The sequence below is a fragment of the Providencia sp. PROV261 genome, from assembly GCF_028477945.1.
GTDB lineage: Bacteria > Pseudomonadota > Gammaproteobacteria > Enterobacterales > Enterobacteriaceae > Providencia > Providencia stuartii.
Genome location: NZ_JAMPMC010000036.1, coordinates 1 through 23,568 on the forward strand (window position 1 = coordinate 1; position 23,568 = coordinate 23,568).

The window sequence follows — 23,568 nt, forward strand, 5'->3', positions numbered from 1 at the left end:
TGCGTACCCAGAGGATGGTGAGTTTTATGCTCCGGAATCAGTGGAGCCATTTTCTCCCAGAGTCCATCACTGATCTGCCACTTGTTGCCCGTCACGCTTCGCCCTCAGAAATTATCATTATGTATTATCTGACAATTCCTTTTGGGATAGGTTCTAAGACTTCCTTTCGTATACTCACGTTTTTATGAATTTTAGTTAAATAAACCAGCATATTATTTTTTTGCTAATATCCAAGATTAATTATAGCGAAATAATAAAGCTCGTCTTTTTTATTAAGTTAAATATTGATATCAAGCATTAAAATCACTATTTTGCTGATAATGCTACCTTTTTATTTCAGGTAACTTTCAGAGACAACTGATTTTTAATTATTAAAAATATAAGTTATATTTATAACATGCTATTGATCGCAGATCCGTATCCACTTACATCATGCTAAAGGAAATATTTATGAAAAAGAAAATATTAAGTTCTCTTATTCTAGCAGGTATTATCGCTATGGCGGTAGGTTGTGATGATTCATCAAAGACAGATCAAACGATGAAACAAACTGAAGAAAAAGTGGAGCAATTAAAAGATGCTGGTGAGCAAAAAGCAGCCGAACTTAAGGATAGTGCAGAAGCAAAAGCGAATGACCTTCAAAAACAAGCTTCAGAAAAAGCGGATGAAATTGCAGATAAGGCTAAAGAAGTAAAAGAAGCTAGCGAACAAAAAGCAGCTGAGCTTAAAGAGAACGCCACAGAGAAAGCTAATGAATTGAAAGAAGCTAGCGAGCAAAAAGCGGCTGAGCTTAAAGAGAGCGCTACAGAGAAAGCCGATGAATTAAAAAAGGCTAGCGAGCAAAAAATCTCTGAATTTAAAAATAGTGCCACAGAGAAAGCTAACGAACTTGAAAAACAAGCTTCAGCTAAGGCAGATGAGCTATCTGATAAAGCTAAAGAGCTAAAAGATGCGGCTGATAAAAAATCAGATGAATTAACTGAATCGGCAAAAAATAAGCTATCAGAAACAAATGTTGACATCCTCCCCCGCCTAAAGGCGGAGGATTCCTACAGCGTTCAGACCGAAGCCTGACTCGCCTCGGTGGGTTCCTGCTTCGACGGGCGGCCTGACTGCACCATCCCTCCACAGGCAAGTACGGCATGCCCTGCCGCTAATATGTTACGTGCGCCGTTGATATCGGCGTTCTCGGTGTAACCGCATACCTGACACACGAATTTACTTTGTGACTGACGATTATCCTTCGCTGTATGACCGCAGCAGGCACAACGCTGGCTTGTGTATGCCGGCGGTATGGCAAGTACCTGACCACCGCGCCAGAGCTGCTTGTACTCAAGCTGACGGCGCATTTCGTACCAGCCTTGATCCAGTATCGAACGGTTCAGTCCTGATTTGGCTCGGACATTTCGTCCGCGTTGCTCTGCCGTACCTTTTGCCGATTTCGACATGTTACTGACCTTCAAATCCTCAATGACAATCATTGCGTGGTTTTTGCTGATTTCCGTTGTGGTTTTATGAAGGTAGTCTTTCCTGATGTTGGCAATATGAGAATGCAGACGCTGGATTTTTCGCTTCTGTTTTTTCCAGTTGGCACTGAATTTGACTTTACGGCTTAATTTCCGTTGAAGCCTTGTCAGCTTTCGCTGGTTTACTTTAAAACTGTTGACTGACGGATATATCTTGCCGTCTGAAAGCGTGGCGAGTTTGGTTACTCCTGCATCAAGCCCTACTATTGAGGTTGATTCATGTTGTGGTTCTGTCGCTTCATACTCAGTCTGAATGCTGACGTACCATTTACCGCATGACTGACTGACCGTGACGTTTCTCACTTCTCCGACGACTTCACGACTGTTGCGGTAGCGCATCCATCCCAACTTTGGCAATGATATACGACTATTGGATTGATCGAGCTTCACTCCCTGCGGGTAGCGAAAAGCGTCATTTTTACTGCGTTTCTTGAATCGAGGAAAAGCGGTACGCTTCTGGAAAAAATTCTTGTAAGCCCGTTCCAAATCTTTAAGTGACTGTTGTAACGGTTGTGATGGGGCTTCCTTCAACCATTGTGTCTTTGTGTCAGATTTCCACTCAATGAGCCATGAAGCCATTTTTGTATAGGGAATGTATTTATTCCCTGCTTCGTGATTCTCATTCTGACGTGCTAATGCCCGATTGAAAACAAAACGACAAGCCCCTGCAAAGCGTCTCATCTCACGCTCTTGCTGAACATTGGGTCTTAACTGGAATTTAAAGGCTTGTAGACGTTTCATATTACCCATTATACTTTGGTCTATGAAAAATGAAACTAATATTCGCCGTGGCAGACATTGTATATTCCTGATGCACGTCCATTTGGTCTTTGTCACAAAATACAGACGAAAAATATTTGATCAGGATGCAATTGAAAAATTGCGAGGCTACTTTGCCAGTGTTTGTGCTGATTTTGATGTTGAACTGGTTGAAATGGATGGGGAACGGGATCACGTTCATTTACTGATTAATTACCCGCCAAAACTGGCTATATCTAATCTGGTTAACAGCCTTAAAGGGGTATCGAGTCGATTACTTCGACGTGATCGTCCTGATATTGCCCAACGTTATTACTACAAGGGGGTTCTTTGGTCGCCGAGTTATTTCGCGGGGAGTTGTGGTGGCGCACCAATATCCATTATCCGCCAGTACATTGAGCAACAGGAAACACCTAGTTAGTTAAAAAAACGCGCCTTATATCCCCGACCTGAAGGACGGGATTTTACGGCGCATCGGATAAATTGGAGACAACATGCAAGTGAGATATAGCCTTGGGTATACTGATCCTAAAATCGTTAATCACGCTTTCGCGCTTCGCCAACAAGTTTTTACCCATGAACAAGGCTTTCCTGCTGAAATCGATGTAGATGTATATGATGATGACGCATTACATGTGGTGCTATACCTAGAAAATAGCCCTGTTGCTGTACTACGTTGTATTTTACAAGCCGACAAAGTGATAAAAGTGGGCAGAGTCGCGGTACTTAAACAATATCGAGGCAAAGGCTTTGGACGTAAGTTAATGAAATTTGTTGAGCAGTACGCTATCGAGAACCAATTTCATGCTGTAGGACTATCTGCACAACATACCGCAATCGCCTTTTACGAAACATTAGGCTATCACACACAAGGCGAAATGTATGACGAAGATGGTATGGATCATATCTATATGGTTCTACCGTTAATTTAAGTTCTAACGCCTTGAATTTTCCATATCACCCCTTATGATCAATAAAGTGATGCTTTTTTGTACGAGGTGATTATGGCAAATGGTTGGGCTAACGAAAATGCGGTTCAAGAACAAATTGATGCCACTCTTGATGACGCTATCGCTAAGGCTCGCAGTCAACTCCATTCAGGCGAAAGTGCTGAATACTGTGTTGAATGTGGTGAGCCTATTCCTCTCGCCCGCCGCAAGGCACTCCCTGGCGTACAGCTCTGTATCACTTGCCAAAATGCCGCCGATCAAAAAAGTGCCACATTTAGTGGTTATAATCGCCGAGGGAGTAAAGATAGTCAGTTACGGTGAATATGCCCTATTCCTAAATAACACCGAAACTCTACCAATATTTATTTCTACCTAAAATCCGAATATTAATGTTAATTTAATTAACCTTTCTAAGCTTTTTATCTAACTTTTTGTTAAATAGTTAAAAAGATAACAACAATGATAGTTAATAATATGATTTATAAGGCTATATTTTTATGAAAACATAGAGGTTTTTCCTGTTTATTTGAAACCAGTCTCGATATATGGCAATATATCCGCCGGTTTTTTCGCAAATGGAGTAATAACAGCTAAAAAAACATTTGATAGCAACGGGCGCAATAACCGTTTTTATCGCTATCTCTGCAAACTGTTTCATTATTGTTCTTTCTACTGTTTCCCCACTGGGAACCCTTTCGCAATTTCATTGTTTCATTAAGAAGGACAGCGCGTTGCATACCCAACAGATTATTGGTATGTCAAAAATAAAATAAATCAAAGAAGGTTGTTATGAGTCAAAACGATACTGATTCTAAAAAAAATCGCTCAAAAATTAGTCCCCCGGTATTTTATACCTCTGCACTTGTGATTATGGTTATTGTTGGTTTTGCCGCCATCATGCCGGAAGTAGCAGAATCTCATCTAAGTCATCTCCAACAAAACCTATTCAATAATGCTAGCTGGTTCTATATTCTAGCCGTCGCTATCATTCTTTTGAGTGTGACTTATCTGGGACTCTCTCGTTATGGACAGATAAAACTCGGCCCCGATCACGCACAACCTAATTTTAGCTATGTGTCTTGGTTTGCCATGCTGTTTTCCGCAGGTATGGGGATAGGGTTAATGTTCTTTGGTGTTGCAGAGCCTGTAATGCACTACCTCAACCCACCAGTCGGTGATCCGCAAACGGTTGAAGCCGCGAAAGAGGCAATGCGTTTGACCTTCTTCCATTGGGGCTTACACGCTTGGGCGATTTACGCCATTGTGGCGCTGATTTTAGCCTTTTTTAGCTACCGCCATGGGTTACCGCTGACCCTCCGCTCCGCACTGTATCCTATTATTGGTGATCGTATTTATGGCCCTATTGGCCACTTTGTCGATATTTTCGCGGTTGTCGGTACTGTTTTTGGGGTTGCGACATCATTAGGCTTTGGCGTATTGCAGGTTAATGCAGGGATGAATCACCTGTTTGGTCTGCCTGTTAGCCCAACCGTACAAGTTATTCTGATCGTTGTCTTTACTGGCCTTGCGACGCTGTCTGTGGTTTCAGGCCTAGATAAAGGGATCCGCATTCTTTCTGAATTAAACTTAGGTTTAGCCTTTATATTGATGCTGCTGGTGTTGATCTTAGGGCCAACCGTTTTATTACTGAAATCATTTGTTGAAAACACAGGTGGTTATCTATCCGAGATAGTCAACAAAACCTTTAACTTGTATGCCTATGAGCCTAAATCCAGTGATTGGTTAGGTGGTTGGACATTACTTTATTGGGGTTGGTGGCTCTCTTGGTCGCCATTTGTTGGGATGTTTATCGCGCGAATTTCACGTGGACGTACTATTCGTGAGTTCGTCACTGGCGTTCTATTTGTTCCTGCTGGCTTTACCTTGATGTGGATGACGTTCTTCGGTAATTCCGCCATTAACCTGATTAAAAACCAAGATGCCGTTAAACTGGCAGAAACAGTGCAATCAGATGTTTCACTCGCCCTGTTTGAATTTTTAACCTACTTCCCTTTCTCTACCGTACTGTCATTTTTTGCTATGCTGATGGTGGTCGTCTTCTTTGTCACTTCGGCTGACTCTGGGGCAATGGTTGTTGATACTTTAGCATCGGGTGGTGATTCAAATACCCCAGTTTGGCAGCGTATTTTCTGGGCTGGCTTAATGGGTGTCGTTGCTATCACATTATTACTTGCAGGTGGCTTACAAGCACTACAAACCTTAACTATTGCCAGCGCCTTACCGTTTGCGATGGTACTATTAGCAGCAATTTATGGCTTATTTAAAGCATTGCGTATTGATGCTTATAAACGTGATAGCCAACAATTAGCCACAATTGCTCCGACAGCGAGCCGCAATCCAATTCCATGGCAACGACGCTTACGTAATATCGCGTATTTCCCAAAACGTAACCAAGTAAAACGTTTTCTCGGTGAGGTTGTTCATCCATCGATGGAAATGGTCTCAGAGGAGCTTGAGAAGCAGAATACGACTTGCCATATCTATAATGATAAAGATGATAGGATTGGCTTCGAGGTCGATTTAGGTGAGGATATGAACTTCCTATACGAAGTTCGCTTGCGCTACTATGTCCAACCTTCTTTTGCCCTTTCTGGCATGGGAACAGAGAGCGATGATGAAAAAAGCGAAGAGCAGAAATATTATCGTGCAGAGGTTCACCTTAAAGAAGGAGGGCAAGACTATGATGTTATGGGCTGGACCAAAGAACAGGTCATCCATGATATTCTCGACCAGTACGAGAAACATATTCACTTCCTACATCTACTAGGTAAGTAAACAACAAAAAGCCCCCTAATCAGAATGTTGCTGATTAGGGGGCAATTTATTTATTGCCCACGACATGCGAAATTCGCCCTAAGCGCTCTCTTTTTTATCCGCAATATGGCTGTAATCAGGACTTTCTAAAGCAATTAATTCATCCAGCAGTGCGGTTAATTGTTGCATTTTCTCCTGAGAAAATGCCTGCTCAATTTTTTGATAGCCCTCTTCCACTTCTTGACGTGCTTTATCGTACAATGTTTGACCACTAGGCGTCAGAGAAACATAGAGCTTACGCTGATCATTGAGTGGCTTTAAGCGAAAAATTAACCCTTCCCGCTCCATACGAGTCAAAATCCCTGTCAAACTTGGACGAAGAATACAGGTTTGAACTGATAACTCATGGAAATCAATAGAGCGTTTATCGGCAAGTACTCGGATAATACGCCATTGCTGTTCAGTCAAATTGTATGACTTTAAAATAGGGCGAAAGAACCCCATCGCGGTCTCTCTTGCCTGTAATAATGCAATTGTCAATGATTCATGCATAAGTTTAAAACTCACCACTCTAAAATGTTTATTTAATACCAATTAAATTGGTATTACACAATCTATTGCGCCTTTACACCGCAAATTTACCCTTAGTGATAGCCTATTCTATCCACTTAAAACCAAGGTTAGCACGGTAAAATAACAATCACAAAGAAAAACCCCAAAATATTAATGAGTAAACAATTCAACAGCAAACCAAAAAGTTAATAAAAAGTTACAATAAAAATTCAAAAAAAATATCAGAATACTGAATATCAATAGGTTACATAAAAACCTTCTGAATATGTTAAAGAGATCACAATTAAAATTAACAATTTCTCTAGCCTATTGCCAATTACCACTTTATACATTATTAATATATTAACAATCATTCGAAATCATCGTTTTCCTAATAAGGAGTTGTCAATGAAAGGCACTGTATTTGCCGTTGCCCTCAATCATCAAAGCCAAGTGGCTCACTGGCATGAGGCATTCGGGCAAGCCCCTTATAAAACCCCACCAAAAACACCTGTGTGGTTTATAAAGCCGCGTAATACTCGGATCAATTCAGGGGAGCCTATTTTGCACCCTGCCGGTGAAGTGGTGCAAAGTGGTGCAACGCTAGCACTGGTTATTGGTAAAGATGCACGTAAAGTCAGCCAGTCAGAAGCCAAAAATTATATTGCGGGCTTTGCATTAGCAAATGAAGTCAGCCTACCTGAAGACTCATTTTATCGTCCTGCTATCAAAGCAAAATGCTGTGATAGTTTCTGCCCTATTGGGGAAATGGTTGAAACAACATTAACTGCCCCTGTCGACATTATCACCCTCATCAATGGTAAAGAAGCTGACCGTTGGTCTACAAAAGATCTGGTTCGTGATGCCAGTGAGTTAGTTGCCGCACTCAGTGAATTTGCCACGTTAAAAGCGGGTGATGTGATACTGATGGGCACGCCTCATCAACGCGTCACCATTCAGCCTGGTGATGAAGTCACTGTTCAAGCAGAAGGCTTTCCGAGCCTAAGCAATAACGTTGTTGTGGCAGGAGGACAATAATGAAACACGCAAAAATTCGTTACCAAGGTACTGAGTATTCCGTTACGGTTGGTGAAAACGAGCAAATCACATTACCAAATGGCCAAGTTATTGCAGGCGATGATGCTAATGTTGAATGGTTACCTCCTGTTAGAGGCACACTGTTCGCACTGGGCTTAAATTATGCCGACCATGCTACTGAACTTGATTTCAAGCCACCTGAAGAGCCTCTGATTTTTATCAAAGCAGATAACACATTAACAGGCCATCGCCAAGTTTCAGTGCGCCCCGATAATGTTGACTATATGCATTATGAGTCAGAGCTTGTTGTGGTCATTGGTAAAGCGGCATACAAAGTATCACAAGAAGATGCGATGGATTATGTTGCAGGCTACACCGTATGTAATGATTATGCGATCCGTGACTATTTAGAAAATTACTATCGCCCCAACCTGCGTGTTAAAAGCCGTGACACTTTAACGCCTATCGGTCCATGGGTTATCGATAAAGATCAGGTTAAAGATCCCCATAACCTTGCGCTATATACCTATGTAAACGGTGAGTTGCGCCAGAAAGGAACCACTGCTGATCTCATTTTCAATATCCCATTTTTAATTTCCTATCTCAGTGATTTTATGACACTGCAACCGGGTGACATGATCGCAACAGGAACACCAAAAGGCCTTTCTGATGTCGTACCTGGTGATGAAGTGATCGTTGAAGTTGAGGGTGTAGGCCGGCTGATTAACTATATTGTCAGCGAAAAAGAATATGAGGAACGAGTGTAATGACTAAGATTAACCATTGGATCAATGGCAAAAATGTTGCCAGCAAAGAATATTTCCAAACCACCAACCCTGCAACAGGTGAAGTACTCGCTGAAGTGGCTTCTGGTGGTCAAGATGAAATAAATCAAGCCGTTGCGGCAGCCAAAGAGGCATTCCCTAAATGGGCTAATACGCCAATGAAAGAGCGTGCTCGTTTGATGCGCCGTCTTGGTGAATTGATCGACCAAAACGTCCCTGAAATTGCAGAAATGGAAACTCAGGATACAGGTTTGCCAATTCATCAAACCAAAAATGTGTTGATCCCTCGTGCTTCACATAACTTTGAGTTTTTTGCCGAAGTCTGCCAACAGATGAATGGTCGTACCTACCCTGTTGACGACAAAATGATGAACTACACCCTAATCCAACCTGTTGGTGTTTGTGCACTGATCTCCCCTTGGAACGTGCCATTCATGACAGCAACATGGAAAACAGCACCTTGTTTAGCCCTAGGTAACACCGCTGTTTTAAAAATGTCTGAACTGTCACCATTATCAGCAAACCGTTTAGGTGAGCTGGCATTAGAAGCGGGGATCCCTGCTGGCGTACTTAACGTTGTGCAAGGTTACGGCAGCACAGCAGGTGACGCTCTAGTCAAACACCATGACGTTCGTGCCGTTTCCTTTACTGGTGGAACAGCAACAGGCCGCGTGATCATGCAAAACGCGGGTCTGAAAAAATATTCGATGGAACTTGGCGGCAAATCCCCTGTTCTGATATTTGAAGATGCTGATATCGAACGTGCATTAGATGCGGCTCTGTTTACCATTTTCTCAATTAATGGTGAACGTTGTACTGCCGGTTCTCGTATTTTCATCCAAGAAAGTATCTACCCTGAATTTGTTAAGCGCTTCGCTGAGCGCGCTAATCGCCTAATTGTCGGCGACCCAACGGATCCAAAAACACAAGTTGGTGCCCTGATCAGTGAACAGCATTGGAACAAGGTATCCGGCTATATTCGCCTTGGTGTAGAAGAAGGGGCAACATTACTGGCTGGTGGCCCAGACAAGCCAACCGACCTACCTGCACATCTGAAAAATGGTAACTTCTTACGCCCGACCGTATTAGCAGATGTCGATAACCGTATGCGTGTTGCGCAAGAAGAGATCTTTGGGCCAGTTGCCTGCTTGATCCCATTCAAGTCAGAAGAAGATGGCCTACGTATGGCAAATGATGTTGAGTATGGTCTCGCATCTTATATTTGGACACAAGATGTCAGCAAGATCCTCCGCTTATCACGCAACATTGAAGCCGGTATGGTGTTTGTTAATACACAAAACGTACGTGATTTACGTCAACCATTTGGTGGCGTTAAAGCCTCTGGTGTTGGTCGTGAAGGCGGTGAATATAGCTTTGAAGTTTTTGCAGAAATGAAGAACGTTTGTATTTCCTTCGGGGATCACAACATTCCTCGTTGGGGTGTTTAATTTATTGAGATATTTAGTTTATTGGAAATTCAATAATAAATATTTAATCTAACTTATGCCCTAAATAATTCGGGCTGTAGCGAAAAATCACTCACACGCTACAGCTCGAAATATCACGGGGGAGGTAAAAACTTATGGGTAAATTAGCACTTGCGGCAAAAATAACGCATGTTCCATCCATGTACTTGTCAGAATTACCCGGCAAACATCATGGCTGCCGCCAATCCGCCATTGACGGTCATAAAGAGATCAGCCGCCGCTGCCGCGAACTTGGTGTTGATACTATTATTGTTTTTGATACTCACTGGTTAGTTAACAGTGCATATCACATCAACTGTGCCGATCACTTTAAAGGGATCTATACGAGTAACGAACTCCCTCATTTTATTCGTGATATGGAATATGAATATGATGGTAACTCCGAGCTTGGTCGCATGATCGGTGAAGAAGCCCGTAAACTAGGCGTTCGTGCTCAATCCCACGAAATCCCAAGCCTAACGTTAGAATATGCCACCTTAGTTCCTATGCGCTATATGAATAGTGATCGCCACTTTAAAGTGATCTCTATTTCTGCATTTTGCACCTCTCACAGTTTTGAAGACAGCCGTAAATTAGGCGAAGCCGTACTCACAGCCATCGAAAAATATGATGGCACGGTTGCTGTACTCGCGAGTGGCTCATTATCGCATCGCTTTATTGATGACCATCGTGCAGAAGAAGGGATGAACAATTATACCCGTGAATTTGATGAGCAAATGGATAAGCGTGTCGTCAAATTGTGGCGTGAAGGCCGTTTTAGTGAGTTCTGTAAGATGCTGCCGGAATACGCTGACTACTGTTATGGCGAAGGTCATATGCACGATACGGTGATGCTATTAGGCATGCTAGGTTGGGATAAATATGCAGAAAAAGTTGAAGTGCTGACCGATTTATTCGCCAGTTCAGGTACCGGACAAATTAACGCTATTTTCCCGTTGCCAAGCTATATCACCGATAAACAAAAAGTCAGTGCGTAAGGAGTCGTCATGCCGCATTTTATTGCTGAGTGTACCGACAATATCCGTGAACAAGCGAATTTGCCTGAGCTATTTTCCAAGGTAAATAGTGCATTAGCAGGAACTGGTATTTTTCCTTTAGGCGGCATTCGTAGCCGTGCTATTTGGTTAGATACTTGGCAGATGGCTGATGGTAAACATGATTACGCCTTTGTCCATATGACACTCAAAATTGGTTCAGGGCGTTCTCTTGAAGATCGTCAAAAAACAGGTGAGATGCTATTTACCCTCATCAAAGAACACTTTGCTCAGTTAATGAGTGATAGGTATCTCGCTCTATCATTTACCATGGAAGAGCTTGATCCCGTGTTGAATTACAAACAAAACAATGTTCACGCTTTATTTAAATAAGGAAGCCTGATGCCGACGCCATTCGATAAACAGATCCCTCGCTACTTGATCCCATTATTAGGGTCACTGGTTGCATTTGGGCCATTATCGATAGATATGTATCTGCCTGCTCTGCCGCAAATGGGAAATGACCTCCAGGCGAGCCAAGGGCAGATGCAGTATACACTCGGCGCATTCTTTGCTGGCTTCTGTATTGGCATGTTGTTTTATGGGCCACTCAGCGACATTCTTGGTCGCCGTAAGATGCTGTTAAGTGGCCTAACTATTTTTACGCTCGCAAGTTTACTGTGCGCGCAAGCCTCTTCGGCTGACGCATTAATTGCTTTTCGTGCGTTACAAGCCTTCGGTAGTGGAGCCGCCATTGTCATGGCACGAGCCATTGCTCGAGACGTTTACCCAACAGGTGAACTGCCTAAAGTTTTATCTTTGATGACGTTAGTCACTATGATAGCGCCCTTACTGGCTCCCCTACTCGGTGGCTTTTTATTAATTCACTTTCAGTGGCAAGCGATCTTCTATCTTCTTGCACTGATAGGTCTTTGTTCTGCAAGTTGTATTTTCTTCTTGCTTCCTGAAACCTTGACACCGCAGAAAGAATCTAAAAATTTACTCAGTGTCGCGTTTCAAAATTACGCTCAAGTTTTAAGCGATAGAGAAGCACTGAGTATTATCGGTACGATGGCATTCTCTTTTGCGGGTATGTTTGCCTTTATCAGCGGCTCTCCCTTTGTTTATATCAACTATTTTGGCGTATCGGAGCAACACTACGGTTTATTATTCGGCTGTAATATTCTCGGGATGATAGTGGTATTACTACTGAATGTCAGACTGCTCAAAGTATACAGTTTAACTCGCATACTCTGCCTACAAAGTGGTGCGCAATTACTGTTTGGGCTATTACTACTCATTTTCTACCAGCAAAGCCTGCCTATTATTGTTATTCTGGTGGTGCTGTTTTTATCGATGGTCAATGCTATCGGTACAAATAGCTTATCACTGTTATTGCAGCATCGAGGAAAAATTGCCGGTAGCGCCAGTGCGCTTGCTATTTCGATTCAATTTGCATTGGCGGCGCTGGCAAGTGTTGCAGTTTCTGTACTACAGGATGAATCCCCATTTGCTATGGCACTGGTTATGGCTGTCTGTGCCGGATTAAGTTTCACAAGCCAACGTTTCTCGGCTAAAAATGTCCGCTCACAGTTAGTCTCAGTGCCTTCGGAGAAAAAAGAAAAATGAGTATCAATGTCAATTCTACCTTATTCCGCCAGCAGGCTTATATCAACGGTCAATGGGTTAACGCCAACGACAATAGTCAATTCGATGTCACTAACCCTGCGAACGGTGAAGTCATTGCAAAAGTCAGTAATGTAGGTGCAGCACAAACCCAACAAGCGATTGATGCTGCGGAAAAAGCCCTACCCGCTTGGCGTGCTAAAAGTGCCAAAGAGCGTAGCCAAATTCTTAATAAGTGGTTCCAATTGATGATGGAAAACCAAAAAGAGCTTGCAGAGCTACTCAGTTGGGAGCAAGGCAAATCCATCACAGAATCAATGGGTGAAATCGCCTATGGTGCAAGCTTTATTGAGTGGTTTGCCGAGGAAGGTAAACGCGTTTATGGCGAAACAATCCCATCTCCACTTCCTGGTCGCCGCTTAGTGACGATTAAACAGCCTGTGGGTGTGGTCGCTGCGATTACGCCATGGAACTTCCCAAATGCCATGATCACCCGTAAGGTTGGCCCAGCACTGGCGGCAGGATGTACGATGGTACTGAAACCTGCGGCTGAGACCCCATTATCAGCATTAGCACTAGCAGCATTAGGTGAAGAAGCTGGTATCCCAGCAGGGGTGTTCAACATCGTGCCAGGTACAGATGCAAAAGCCATTGGTGGTGTACTCACATCAAGTCCTGTTGTTCGTAAACTGACTTTCACTGGCTCCACACGCGTTGGCAAATTACTGATGGCGCAATGTGCCGATACAGTGAAAAAGCTATCATTGGAGCTCGGTGGCAATGCGCCTTTTATCGTGTTTGACGATGCCGACCTTGATGCCGCCGTACAGGGCGCATTAGCGGCTAAATTCCGCAACAGCGGGCAAACCTGTGTTTGTGCTAACCGTATTTTAGTTCAAGAAGGCGTCTATGATGAATTTGCTAAACGCTTAGCAAAAGCAGTCACTGAGCTAAAAATCGGCCCAGCAACTCAAGCCGATTCACAACAAGGTCCTCTGATTAACCAAGCTGCGGTTGATAAAGTCACCGAGCATATTGCAGATGCGGTTTCTAAAGGCGCACGCGTACTGGCAGGCGGTAAACCTGCTTCATTAGGCGGATTGTTCTTCGAGCCAACCGTATTAGCAGACGTCACTGAATCTATGATCGTCGCCAAAGAAGAGACTTTTGGTCCATTGGCGCCTCTGTTTAAGTTCCGCGATGAACAAGAAGCCATTGATTTAGCAAATGATACCGAATTTGGTCTGGCTTCCTATTTCTATTCTAGAGATATCGGCCGCATCTACCGTGTTGCAGAAGCACTCGAAAGCGGCATGGTCGGTATCAATGAAGGCATTATCTCAAATGAAGTTGCCCCATTTGGTGGCATTAAGCAGTCAGGGCTGGGGCGTGAAGGTTCACGTTACGGAATTGAAGACTATCTGGAAGTGAAATATCTCTGCTTCGGTGGGCTATCTACAAACTAATTTGACCTTTACAGATTAGCGCACTGCCATCTGGCAGTGCGGGTTAGAAAGCGCCCAACGTTTCTTGCGTGATAAGCAGAGTTCAACAGGAGCAATACTCGCATGTTACAAAAAGATGTCATATCGCAAGTTGCACAGCGCCTTAATCAGGCCGAGAAAACACGTGAACAGATCCGTCAGATTTCATTGGATCATCCACAAATCACCATTGAAGACGCATACGCTATTCAACGTGAATGGGTTGGCCTAAAAATCGCTGAAGGTCGTTCACTGAAAGGCCATAAAATTGGCTTAACATCGAAAGCTATGCAGGCTAGTTCTCAAATTGATGAACCTGACTACGGTGCACTTCTCGACGATATGTTTTTTGACGATGGTTGTGAAATTCCAACAGATCGTTTTATCGTTCCACGTATTGAAGTTGAGCTAGCATTTGTTTTAGCAAAACCCTTAAGTGGCCCAAACTGCACCCTGTTTGATGTTTATAACGCAACTGATTATGTCATACCGGCACTTGAGCTTATTGATGCCCGTTGCCACGGTATTGATCCTGAAACAAAGCGCCCACGCAAAGTATTCGATACCATTTCAGATAATGCGGCGAATGCGGCGGTGATCTTAGGGGGGAGACCAATCAAACCTCGCGACCTTGATTTACGATGGATCAGTGCATTGCTGTACCGTAACGGTGTTATTGAAGAGTCTGGCGTCGCGGCTGCGGTACTTAACCACCCTGCAAACGGGGTTGCTTGGCTGGCAAATAAACTCGCGCCACACAACGTCCAACTAGAAGCTGGCCAAATCATTTTAGGCGGCTCATTTACTCGACCGGTTCCTGCTCGTAAAGGGGATGTATTTCATGTGGACTACGGCGTGATGGGTTCCGTCAGTTGCCGCTTCGTATAAGGAGATCATCGTGGATATCCTACAAAATAAATTTAAACATGCACTAAAAGAAGGCCGACCACAAATCGGTTTATGGCTGGGGCTATGCAGCTCATATAGTGCTGAATTGGTGGCTGGAGCAGGTTTTGACTGGCTACTGATTGATGGTGAACACGCTCCTAATAATGTACAAACAATATTAACTCAATTACAGGCAATCGCACCTTATCCATCGCAGCCGGTTGTACGTCCACCTTGGAATGATCCTGTCATTATTAAACAGTTATTGGATATTGGGGCACAAACATTATTACTGCCTATGGTGCAAAATGCAGAGCAAGCACAGCAAGCTGTTCGCGCCACACGCTACCCTCCGGCGGGGATCCGCGGTGTGGGGAGCGCTCTAGCACGTGCATCACGTTGGAATCGTATTCCTAATTATCTGCAACGGGCCAATGATGAGATGTGTGTCATTGTGCAAGTCGAAACCCGTGAAGCTATCAATAATCTTTCGGAAATATTACAAGTCGAAGGGATCGATGGCGTCTTTATTGGGCCAGCTGATCTCAGTGCAGACATGGGCTATTCAGGTAATCCAAATCATCCCGAAGTGAAGGCAGTCATCGAAAAGGCTATTGTCCAAATTCGTGCTGCGGGTATTGCCCCTGGTATTTTAATGGCAGCGCCAGACGTCGCTGAACATTATTTAAAATTAGGTGCACTATTTGTTGCGGTTGGTGTGGATACAACATTGCTAGCGCGTAGCGCAGAAGCATTAGCGGCTCGCTTTGGCAATACCGTTTCTGAAGTGACATCTAACACACCCAGTGTGTATTAGTGATTTGCAATACAGTAGTAAACACCCAAAGCCATTAAGATAACTCGATCTTTCGGTTGTAAATACTTCGAGTTTGTCTCTAAGCGCTAAGCAAAAATCGCCGAGGAGCATGGATTATTGTGTGACTCGGATAGATAAGCAAGAGCGAATAATGAAACAACTTGGAATATGGCAAACCAATTACCCTACAAATATCAATCTGGTGGCTAAGGGAAAACAACATTAACAACCCTGTACCTACGGGGCAGACATGTTATATGGCTGCCTAAGAGCTTTTTGTACCCATAATAGCATTAAATGCATATAAATGAGGGAATTACAAAATGAGCAATTTATCCAATGTTGCTGAAAAAAATCCTGCTGAACAGCATAAAAATTTAACTGAACCACAACAACGCGTAATTAAAAAATTATTTCGCCGCCTAATTGTCTTTTTATTTGTATTATTTGTTTTTTCTTTCCTTGACCGCATCAATATCGGTTTTGCGGGTCTGACTATGGGGAAAGACATTGGTCTGACATCAACGATGTTTGGCCTTGCTGCCACACTATTTTATGCAACCTATGTTATTTTTGGGATACCTAGCAATATTATGTTGGGTATTGTGGGCGCCCGCCGTTGGATTGCCACCATCATGGTACTGTGGGGCATCGCCTCAACAGCCACAATGTTCGCAACAGGCCCGACAAGCCTCTATATTTTGCGGATGCTAGTCGGCGTCGCCGAAGCTGGCTTTTTACCGGGTATCCTAGTTTATTTAACTTACTGGTTTCCTGCTTATTTCCGCGCCCGTGCTAACGCTTTATTTATGGTGGCCATGCCTGTCACAATGGCATTTGGTTCCCTAGCATCGGGTTACATCCTCGAAATGGATGGTATTTTAAACCTAAAAGGCTGGCAGTGGCTGTTCCTGCTGGAAGGTTTCCCTTCAGTGATCTTAGGCGTGCTGGTCTGGTTCTACCTTGATGATTCACCAGATAAAGCAAAATGGCTAACGAAAGAAGACAAAGAGAGTCTTCAAGAAATGATGGAGCAAGATAAGTTAGAATTGGTTCAGCCGCACGGTTCGAAAAGCCATACGGCATTACAGAATACTAGCTTATGGAAAGAGATTTTTACCCCTGTTGTCTTAATGTATACCGTGGCCTATTTCTGCCTGACCAATACGCTCAGTGCCATTAATATCTGGACGCCACAAATTATGCAGAGCTTTAATGAAGGCAGTAGTAACGCCATGATAGGCCTACTGACGGCTATCCCTCAGTTCTGCACTATACTTGGTATGGTGTATTGGAGCCGGCGTTCTGACAGATTACAAGAACGTAAAATGCACACCGCACTCCCCTACCTATTTGCAGCGGCAGGTTGGGTATTAGCGGCACTGACACATCATCCTGTCATCCAATTAATTGGTATCATTATGGCATCGACAGGTTCATTTACCGCAATGGCTGTATTCTGGACCACGCCAGACCAATCCATCAGTTTACGTGCTCGTGCTGTTGGTATTGCTGTTATCAACGCAACAGGTAATATTGGTTCAGCGGTCAGCCCACTACTGATTGGTTGGCTAAAAGACCAAACAGGTAGCTTCAATTCAGGGCTGTACTTTGTCGCTGGGTTGTTGGTCGTTGGGGCGCTATTAGTCGCATTTATTCCCATGAAGAGCTCACGTCCTAGAGCAACACCGTAATATTCAAAGATAACAAAATAGTCGAGCCGCAATCCTCTGTATTGCGGCTCGAAACCAACAGAGTAAAGGGAGAATGTGGTGTCATCATTAATAACCAATATTGATATCAGTAAAGATTATGATGAAACACAAGGGAATGATGATGTTCATTACCAAACATTCGGTAATATGGCCGCCTTTTTTGGCCGTGATATGCAAGCACATCGACATGATGGCTTTTTTCAGTTGCACTACCTTGAAACAGGTCATATCACATTACAACTTGATGACCTACGTTATTCAGTCCAAGCCCCTTTATTTATTCTAACGCCGCCTTCTGTTCCTCATGCCTTTTTTACTCAAGAAGATACAGATGGGCACGTGCTGACCGTTCGCCAAGATTTAATCATCCCTTTATTAGAATCACTTTACCCTGCTAACCCTGATTTAGTCTCTATTCCTGCGATTTGTTTGTCCGTTGCTGATAAACCCGATGACCTTGAAACTTTTAATCACTATTGGGCACTAATGGCTCGCGAATCGGCCAATAGCTACGCCGGACGCGATCAGGTATTATCCTCTTTAGCTCAAGCGCTATTTACTTTCCTATTACGCTCAATTCCCCTTGATGACCACCCAGTTAGTGGTGTAAGAGGAGAACATCGCCTATTCCAACGTTTTAACCAGCTTATTGATTCACACTACCATGAGCACCTTTCTGTTCCCGAATATGCCGACAAACTGGGTGTTACCGAATCTCGTCTCAAAGATATGTGCCGACGTTTCGCTAACCGCCCCCCCAAGCGCCTGATTTTTGACCGCATATTACGAGAAGCGAAACGTATGCTATTGTTTTGTGACAGCCCTGTATCAGAAATAGCCTACCAACTTGGATTTAAAGATCCGGCTTACTTTGCACGCTTCTTTAACCGTTTAGTTGGGGATTCCCCTAGCCAATGGCGAGATAAAAATATCCACTAATCTATGATAGTTAAACTTAATCATGACACGTGGTTATTGAAAATTTTAACGCTGTCTATTAACGCGTTTCTCTGTTATTTATCGCAATAACCATAATAAAAATGTTTAATAAACTGCTTTATTTATAAATTGTTCATTACTAATATCTATAAGTAATAATCAATGCGTATTTTCTATTTTTCATTGTCATTTTTATTTATTAATAATAACTATTAAAATGAAATAAATTAACAATTACTATTTATTCAAATTTCACAATTAAATCATATTTTAAAATTAAATCAGGATGTTATATAACGTATCTCTATAGATTATTTACATATTAATCAATTAGGTATTTTTACTTAATTCTATAACTAAATATTATATCAAAATAAGATGATTTACCTAAAAGACCATGGTAAAAATCACTCATTCTACGTGTAATGGTGTTTGTTATTCTCAGGGTGAAGGTTAACTATGTACGATGATTTAAATTCATTAAGCCGTCAGCTTAAAATGGATAATTTTTCTTTCCTTGAAATTGAAGAAACCACTCAATCCAAGGATGAACAGCCATTATCTAATATGGCTATTAAGCAAGAACTCCCATTACCTGAGAAAATTGAAGTGGTTTCTGAATCAACGACTCAGCCCCAGCCAACCCAACCAAATGAGTCTCACTCAACAATTAATGAGTTTTCTCATTTCCTTAATTATAAAAATAATCACTACCATAATACAGCGGACTCAGCTTCTCATACGGAGCAACTTGTTATACTCAGTGAACTCTTTTCAAGTATTAGTAAAAAATAAAATACTCATTTACCTATAGTATAATAAAACCTCATTATGAGTTAGTGACATGCAAAAAACACTCAAAATCGTTACGTCTATACTTTTGTTATTCTTATTTATTTTATTAATTATCATTCCTCTAGATAGTGATAAACAGTTTCTATTAGGAGGCGTGTTAATTGTATTTACATTCTTTATTGGAATATTTAAAAATAAAAAACTACAGCTTGCCTTGATATTAATATCACTACTTTGTACTTCTCGTTATATCTGGTGGCGGGCAACAACGACCCTTTATTTTGATTCTTATATTGAGCTGATTTTAGGATCATTACTATTTATTGCGGAACTATATTCATTAGCTATTCTATTATTCGGTTATATTCAAACCTGTTGGCCATTAAAAAGAACGATCGCCTCCTTACCGAAAGATACTTCATTATGGCCAACGGTTGATCTATTTATTCCAACCTATAATGAAAGTATTGATATCGTCAAAGATACAGCGCTTGCTGCACAGTGTATCGAATATCCTAAAGATAAATTAAAAATTTATATATTAGATGATGGGAAGCGAGATGCGTTTCGCCAGTTAGCTGAAGATATTCAAGTTGGCTATATGATCCGCCCTGATAATAACCATGCAAAAGCAGGAAACCTTAATCATGCATTAACAAAAACGCATGGTGAACTGATTTGTATTTTTGATTGTGACCATGTAGCGACACGCGTATTTTTACAAGCAACAGTAGGGGCATTTTTAGTCGATGAAAAACTCGCTTTGATCCAAACCCCCCATTATTTTTACTCTAAAGATCCCTTTGAACGTAATTTAAGTGCGGCTAAAAGAGCGCCGCATGAAGGTGCGCTATTTTATGGTCCAGTGCAGCAAGGTAACGATAATTGGAATGCCGCGTTTTTCTGTGGCTCTTGTGCGGTAATTCGCCGTAGTGCCTTAAAAGAGACAAATGGATTTGCGGTAGAAACGGTTACCGAAGATGCCCATACGGCCCTTAAATTGCAGCGTAATGGATGGAATACCGCTTTCTTAGATATTCCTCTTTCAGCGGGTTTAGCGACTGAACGCTTAACTTTGCACATTAACCAACGTATACGTTGGGCACGAGGCATGACACAGATTTTTCGCGTCGATAACCCGCTATTAGGTAAAGGTCTGACATTTACACAACGTATCTGTTATTTAAATGCCATGCTACATTTTCAGTATGGGCTACCTCGAGCGATTTTCCTCTTATCCCCTTTGGTTTTTATTCTATTTGATTTAAATATTATCTCATCATCCGCAACACTCATATTTTCTTATGCGCTACCTCATTTGATTACTTCTAACTATGTCAATTCAAAACTTGTCGGTAGCTATCGCTATTCTTTCTGGGGGGAAATTTATGAAACAGTGATGGCTTTTCATTTAATACTCCCAACATTGATGAGCTTAATATCGCCAAAACTCGGTAAATTTAATGTTACTGATAAAGGTGATTTAACAGATAAAAACTATTTTGATCACACGGCCGTTCGCCCGCTCCTTATTGTCGCCGTACTTTTAGTCGCCGCAATTGGGATTGCCTTATTCAAATGGATTATGGGTCTATATCATTATATTGATGACGGTGTCATTGTGATTAACCTTATATGGGGTATTTATAGCTTACTGATTGTCCTCGCCTCTATATCGGTAGCAAAAGAGACCAAACAGTTACGTCGAGCCACGAGGGTTCCTGCATCAATCCCTGTGACCGTTTATTTTTCTGATAATAGCGTTATAGAAACTCAATCCATTGATCTCTCCATGAGTGGGGCAAGACTTAACTTCCCATTTGAGCATAATGTTACACAGACATTTATTACACAAATTGCCATTGGTATAGGCAAAGAAAGAGCATTTATCCCGATCCAGCAAGCATGGATTGATAATAAGCAATTAAGAATGGAATTTGCTCACTTAACTCATGCTATTCGACGTGATGTTGTACGTGTTGTATTAACTCGAGCAGATGCTTGGTTTAAACCTAAACATGCAAACGACAAACCATTAAGGTCATTTATCGACGTGCTGCAATGTGCATTTGAATTGTTCATTATCCGTAAAGATAAGAAGGCCACGGATAATTCCATTTTGCTTTCAAAACAAAATAGTAAAGAGCAGCATCATGTTTAACCGCCTGAAATTAATATTTATCGCTTACGCGTTATTAATAAGTCATACGGCCGCATTTGCCGTAGAGAGAGTGGATACACAGAAAAAAGTTTCTGCGCCATTAGACTTTATATTAAATAATGGGCTAATAAAAAATAGCGATGTTATAGACACTACCGCTGAAGAAATTACCTTGAAAAAAATTGGCCTCATAAACGGCCTGACCTTAAGTAGTGATAAACTCCAATCTGGTATTAGTTTTACTTTGCCCTATGATTTTATTGTTATAAATGCAGAAATACGCTTAATCATTTCAATCAAAGAAACTGAAAATATCGAAAAGGATAATTTACAAATAACGCTAAATGATCAGTCTTTAGGTTCGATACCGTTATCTCAACTTCATGAAAATAAATCGACTTTTACTTTAAAAGTACCAAACGCCATTCTCTCTTCAAAGAACAATTTAAACTTTCAGATCATTAGTAATGATGACATCATTAATAATGAGTGGACATGCCAGCGCCCAGACTTAAAAGATCTTAATCTTGAGATTTCCCCTTTAACCTCAATGGCATTAAAAGGGGTATTAATGAATACGCGTAAATCACTCATGGATTTTCCTCGGCCATTTTTAGATCCTTTAAAAATGAATAGCAATGAACTTGCTTTTATCTATGCCGCTTCACCGACCCCAGATACCTTAATGGCCTCTGCCATTGTAGCCTCTATTTTTGGCATCAAAAGTGGGGAAAAAGGGAACCATTTCAATGTTTATCTTGATGAATTACCGGAAAAGCATGCTGTTTTATTCACAATGGCGGATGAGACCATTTCAGGGATCTCCTTTAATCAGGCTAAAGGCCCAAATATCAGAATTATAGATAACCCTGTAAACGAGAAATACAAAATCTTGGTCATTAGTGGACGTCATGCACATGAGCTGCGTCAGGCCGCTTACCAACTCTTTACACCTGATTTACCTGACAGCAGCGATATGGCTATCGCCAACTATCATGTACAAAAACGGCAAGCTTATGATGCCCCTAACTGGCTTTCGGCGAAAAAAATAATCACTTTCAGCCAAATAATTAAAAGTCGCGACGCCCTGCAATCCCGCTTGTTTTGGAATGAAGAGAAAAACATTATTTTTCGCCTTCCACCTGATGTATTCATGTTATCAGGGAACAAAATCCCCGTGAAAATAGACTATACGTTTGATGGTAAAAATTGGATTGATATGAAGCATTCGATGCTAACTATCGCATTGAACTATCAATTTTTAAAAAATATTTCTGCTCAAAAACACAGCATTATTAGTCCAATCACAGAGTTTTTTACTAATAACCACGACAACAGCACAACACTTTATCTTGATAGCGCAAGCTTATTTGGTGAAAACAGACTAAGCTTTTATTTTAATATCACACCGCATCAAGAAACGCCTTGTAATATCCGTAATAATGGTGAGATTGTTAATCAAATATTGTCTAGCTCTACATTTGATCTCAGTAATATTTCCAATTTTGGGGAGCTACCAAATACGGCTTGGTTTTTAAATGGCCTATTCCCATTTACGAAATATGCCGATTTATCAGATACCGTCATTTTATTAACCAAAAATCCAGCTAAAGAAGAAATCGCATTAATGCTTCATTTAATGGAAAAAGCAGGACGCATTACTGGCTTTCCGGTTAGTCAGGTCACCATACTCACTGATACAACAAAACCACAAAATAATTTAAAACTCACGAGTTCGAATATTATTGCAATCTCTAAATTAAAAGAGATCGCAGCATTCAAGCCACTAATAAAAGATACCTCTTATCATTATAGTTATGGGCAATTACAAGTCATTCCCCCTTCTCTATTGCAGAAACTGAAACTGCTTCTACTCGGAGAATGGAAAAATCAATTTGAAGAAGCAAACAATATTTTAATAAATTCACAAAAATGGCGAGGGTTACTCAGTTTCCCATCACCTTGGTCTAGCAACAAAGTCGTGACCATTTTAACTGCGACTAACAGTGAACAACTGAAAAAACTCCATGATGATATTGATAAGCCTGGAAGACAACAACTCGAATCGGGTGATATCTTGCTATTTAATGATTTTGATGATGTTAAGGTTCTGCGAGTTAATGCATCATTTTTATCAGGCGAATTACCGCTACACACATTAGTCCTTTGGTTTTTTAGCCAACATTTATTTCTATTAATGGCTATGTTATTTACCACCTTATTCCTTATGAGTTTGTATTTGTTTAAAAGATTAAAAAACCATGAATCCAAACGTCTATCAAGGATGAAAAAATAAA

Annotated in this window: 21 protein-coding genes and 1 pseudogene; 19 read left to right on the forward strand and 3 right to left on the reverse strand. The window is 41.6% G+C overall.

Going from position 1 to position 23,568, the window contains the following annotated elements; translation table 11 throughout:
• Positions 1-95, reverse strand: a pseudogene (locus tag PR675_RS17245) (IS5/IS1182 family transposase); the annotation flags it as partial.
• A gap of 355 nt (positions 96-450) precedes the next feature.
• Between PR675_RS17245 and PR675_RS17250 the strand changes: the two are divergent.
• Positions 451-1,074 (forward strand): hypothetical protein, encoded by a 624-nt coding sequence (locus PR675_RS17250; protein ID WP_272582824.1) that lies wholly within the window; start codon positions 451-453, stop codon positions 1,072-1,074.
• Here the strand turns inward: PR675_RS17250 and PR675_RS17255 are convergent.
• Positions 1,059-2,267, reverse strand: coding sequence for an RNA-guided endonuclease InsQ/TnpB family protein (locus tag PR675_RS17255; RefSeq protein WP_272582825.1), 1,209 nt, complete (start codon positions 2,265-2,267; stop codon positions 1,059-1,061). The genes PR675_RS17250 and PR675_RS17255 overlap by 16 nt on opposite strands.
• A 22-nt stretch (positions 2,268-2,289) precedes the next feature.
• Here PR675_RS17255 and tnpA point away from each other — a divergent pair, with 22 nt between their 5' ends.
• The 4 genes from tnpA (at position 2,290) to PR675_RS17275 (ending at position 6,031) form a co-directional block, all read left to right on the forward strand.
• Positions 2,290-2,706, forward strand: a complete 417-nt coding sequence (gene tnpA, locus PR675_RS17260; RefSeq protein ID WP_272582826.1) for an IS200/IS605 family transposase — start codon at positions 2,290-2,292, stop codon at positions 2,704-2,706.
• Between the two features lie 73 nt (positions 2,707-2,779).
• The gene (locus PR675_RS17265) at positions 2,780-3,217 is read left to right on the forward strand and encodes a GNAT family N-acetyltransferase (protein ID WP_004927383.1); all 438 of its coding nucleotides are present in this window, start codon (positions 2,780-2,782) and stop codon (positions 3,215-3,217) included.
• A gap of 72 nt (positions 3,218-3,289) precedes the next feature.
• Entirely contained in the window at positions 3,290-3,556 is a 267-nt protein-coding gene (locus PR675_RS17270) for a DksA/TraR family C4-type zinc finger protein (protein WP_004927380.1), read from the forward strand.
• Between the two features lie 468 nt (positions 3,557-4,024).
• Positions 4,025-6,031, forward strand: coding sequence for a BCCT family transporter (locus tag PR675_RS17275; protein WP_014656736.1), 2,007 nt, complete (start codon positions 4,025-4,027; stop codon positions 6,029-6,031).
• Positions 6,032-6,109: 78 nt separating this feature from the next.
• Here PR675_RS17275 and hpaR read toward each other — a convergent pair whose 3' ends face one another.
• On the reverse strand, positions 6,110-6,562 hold the full coding sequence (gene hpaR / locus PR675_RS17280; RefSeq protein WP_004927374.1) for a homoprotocatechuate degradation operon regulator HpaR: 453 nt from the start codon (positions 6,560-6,562) through the stop codon (positions 6,110-6,112).
• 408 nt (positions 6,563-6,970) lie between these two features.
• On the opposite strand from hpaR, the gene PR675_RS17285 reads away from it, so the two are divergent.
• The 14 genes from PR675_RS17285 to PR675_RS17350 all read left to right on the forward strand — a co-directional run bounded on the left by PR675_RS17285 (position 6,971) and on the right by PR675_RS17350 (position 23,567).
• Entirely contained in the window at positions 6,971-7,600 is a 630-nt protein-coding gene (locus tag PR675_RS17285) for a fumarylacetoacetate hydrolase family protein (RefSeq protein ID WP_004927370.1), read from the forward strand.
• Positions 7,600-8,367, forward strand: a complete 768-nt coding sequence (locus tag PR675_RS17290; protein ID WP_004927367.1) for a fumarylacetoacetate hydrolase family protein — start codon at positions 7,600-7,602, stop codon at positions 8,365-8,367. The genes PR675_RS17285 and PR675_RS17290 overlap by 1 nt, the downstream gene beginning before the upstream one ends.
• A complete protein-coding gene (gene hpaE / locus PR675_RS17295) occupies positions 8,367-9,833 on the forward strand; it encodes a 5-carboxymethyl-2-hydroxymuconate semialdehyde dehydrogenase (RefSeq protein ID WP_004927363.1) in 1,467 nt (488 codons plus the stop codon). Before PR675_RS17290 ends, hpaE begins: the two co-directional genes overlap by 1 nt.
• A 134-nt stretch (positions 9,834-9,967) precedes the next feature.
• A complete protein-coding gene (hpaD, locus tag PR675_RS17300; RefSeq protein WP_004927362.1) occupies positions 9,968-10,849 on the forward strand; it encodes a 3,4-dihydroxyphenylacetate 2,3-dioxygenase in 882 nt (293 codons plus the stop codon).
• 9 nt (positions 10,850-10,858) lie between these two features.
• Positions 10,859-11,239 (forward strand): 5-carboxymethyl-2-hydroxymuconate Delta-isomerase, encoded by a 381-nt coding sequence (locus PR675_RS17305; RefSeq protein ID WP_004927358.1) that lies wholly within the window; start codon positions 10,859-10,861, stop codon positions 11,237-11,239.
• 9 nt (positions 11,240-11,248) lie between these two features.
• The gene (locus tag PR675_RS17310; RefSeq protein WP_004927355.1) at positions 11,249-12,475 is read left to right on the forward strand and encodes a Bcr/CflA family multidrug efflux MFS transporter; all 1,227 of its coding nucleotides are present in this window, start codon (positions 11,249-11,251) and stop codon (positions 12,473-12,475) included.
• The gene (locus tag PR675_RS17315; RefSeq protein WP_004927350.1) at positions 12,472-13,938 is read left to right on the forward strand and encodes an NAD-dependent succinate-semialdehyde dehydrogenase; all 1,467 of its coding nucleotides are present in this window, start codon (positions 12,472-12,474) and stop codon (positions 13,936-13,938) included. The genes PR675_RS17310 and PR675_RS17315 overlap by 4 nt, the downstream gene beginning before the upstream one ends.
• A 102-nt stretch (positions 13,939-14,040) precedes the next feature.
• Positions 14,041-14,844, forward strand: coding sequence for a 2-oxo-hept-4-ene-1,7-dioate hydratase (gene hpaH, locus PR675_RS17320; RefSeq protein ID WP_004927346.1), 804 nt, complete (start codon positions 14,041-14,043; stop codon positions 14,842-14,844).
• A gap of 10 nt (positions 14,845-14,854) precedes the next feature.
• A complete protein-coding gene (hpaI, locus tag PR675_RS17325; protein WP_014656738.1) occupies positions 14,855-15,661 on the forward strand; it encodes a 4-hydroxy-2-oxoheptanedioate aldolase in 807 nt (268 codons plus the stop codon).
• Between the two features lie 323 nt (positions 15,662-15,984).
• Positions 15,985-17,355, forward strand: a complete 1,371-nt coding sequence (gene hpaX / locus PR675_RS17330) for a 4-hydroxyphenylacetate permease (RefSeq protein ID WP_004927339.1) — start codon at positions 15,985-15,987, stop codon at positions 17,353-17,355.
• Between the two features lie 75 nt (positions 17,356-17,430).
• Positions 17,431-18,315, forward strand: coding sequence for a 4-hydroxyphenylacetate catabolism regulatory protein HpaA (hpaA, locus tag PR675_RS17335; protein ID WP_004927338.1), 885 nt, complete (start codon positions 17,431-17,433; stop codon positions 18,313-18,315).
• Positions 18,316-18,774: 459 nt separating this feature from the next.
• On the forward strand, positions 18,775-19,110 hold the full coding sequence (locus PR675_RS17340; protein WP_193450859.1) for a hypothetical protein: 336 nt from the start codon (positions 18,775-18,777) through the stop codon (positions 19,108-19,110).
• A 49-nt stretch (positions 19,111-19,159) separates the two neighbouring features.
• Complete coding sequence (gene bcsA / locus PR675_RS17345) at positions 19,160-21,271, forward strand: UDP-forming cellulose synthase catalytic subunit (protein ID WP_193450860.1); 2,112 nt, start codon at positions 19,160-19,162, stop codon at positions 21,269-21,271.
• Complete coding sequence (locus PR675_RS17350; RefSeq protein WP_272525952.1) at positions 21,264-23,567, forward strand: cellulose biosynthesis cyclic di-GMP-binding regulatory protein BcsB; 2,304 nt, start codon at positions 21,264-21,266, stop codon at positions 23,565-23,567. The genes bcsA and PR675_RS17350 overlap by 8 nt, the downstream gene beginning before the upstream one ends.
• The last annotated feature ends 1 nt before the right edge of the window (position 23,568 follow it).

What these genes read in the sequence shown, in the direction of transcription:
- PR675_RS17270 (WP_004927380.1), top strand. Translation starts at nt 3,290, where the DNA reads ATGGCAAATGGTTGGGCTAACGAAAATGCGGTTCAAGAACAAATTGAT.
- PR675_RS17310 (WP_004927355.1), top strand. Translation starts at nt 11,249, where the DNA reads ATGCCGACGCCATTCGATAAACAGATCCCTCGCTACTTGATCCCATTA.
- hpaE (WP_004927363.1), top strand. Translation starts at nt 8,367, where the DNA reads ATGACTAAGATTAACCATTGGATCAATGGCAAAAATGTTGCCAGCAAA.
- hpaR (WP_004927374.1), bottom strand. Translation starts at nt 6,562, where the DNA reads ATGCATGAATCATTGACAATTGCATTATTACAGGCAAGAGAGACCGCG.
- hpaD (WP_004927362.1), top strand. Translation starts at nt 9,968, where the DNA reads ATGGGTAAATTAGCACTTGCGGCAAAAATAACGCATGTTCCATCCATG.
- PR675_RS17350 (WP_272525952.1), top strand. Translation starts at nt 21,264, where the DNA reads ATGTTTAACCGCCTGAAATTAATATTTATCGCTTACGCGTTATTAATA.
- PR675_RS17305 (WP_004927358.1), top strand. Translation starts at nt 10,859, where the DNA reads ATGCCGCATTTTATTGCTGAGTGTACCGACAATATCCGTGAACAAGCG.
- PR675_RS17290 (WP_004927367.1), top strand. Translation starts at nt 7,600, where the DNA reads ATGAAACACGCAAAAATTCGTTACCAAGGTACTGAGTATTCCGTTACG.
- PR675_RS17250 (WP_272582824.1), top strand. Translation starts at nt 451, where the DNA reads ATGAAAAAGAAAATATTAAGTTCTCTTATTCTAGCAGGTATTATCGCT.
- hpaX (WP_004927339.1), top strand. Translation starts at nt 15,985, where the DNA reads ATGAGCAATTTATCCAATGTTGCTGAAAAAAATCCTGCTGAACAGCAT.
- PR675_RS17285 (WP_004927370.1), top strand. Translation starts at nt 6,971, where the DNA reads ATGAAAGGCACTGTATTTGCCGTTGCCCTCAATCATCAAAGCCAAGTG.
- PR675_RS17255 (WP_272582825.1), bottom strand. Translation starts at nt 2,267, where the DNA reads ATGAAACGTCTACAAGCCTTTAAATTCCAGTTAAGACCCAATGTTCAG.
- PR675_RS17315 (WP_004927350.1), top strand. Translation starts at nt 12,472, where the DNA reads ATGAGTATCAATGTCAATTCTACCTTATTCCGCCAGCAGGCTTATATC.
- bcsA (WP_193450860.1), top strand. Translation starts at nt 19,160, where the DNA reads ATGCAAAAAACACTCAAAATCGTTACGTCTATACTTTTGTTATTCTTA.
- PR675_RS17340 (WP_193450859.1), top strand. Translation starts at nt 18,775, where the DNA reads ATGTACGATGATTTAAATTCATTAAGCCGTCAGCTTAAAATGGATAAT.
- PR675_RS17275 (WP_014656736.1), top strand. Translation starts at nt 4,025, where the DNA reads ATGAGTCAAAACGATACTGATTCTAAAAAAAATCGCTCAAAAATTAGT.
- hpaH (WP_004927346.1), top strand. Translation starts at nt 14,041, where the DNA reads ATGTTACAAAAAGATGTCATATCGCAAGTTGCACAGCGCCTTAATCAG.
- PR675_RS17265 (WP_004927383.1), top strand. Translation starts at nt 2,780, where the DNA reads ATGCAAGTGAGATATAGCCTTGGGTATACTGATCCTAAAATCGTTAAT.
- tnpA (WP_272582826.1), top strand. Translation starts at nt 2,290, where the DNA reads ATGAAAAATGAAACTAATATTCGCCGTGGCAGACATTGTATATTCCTG.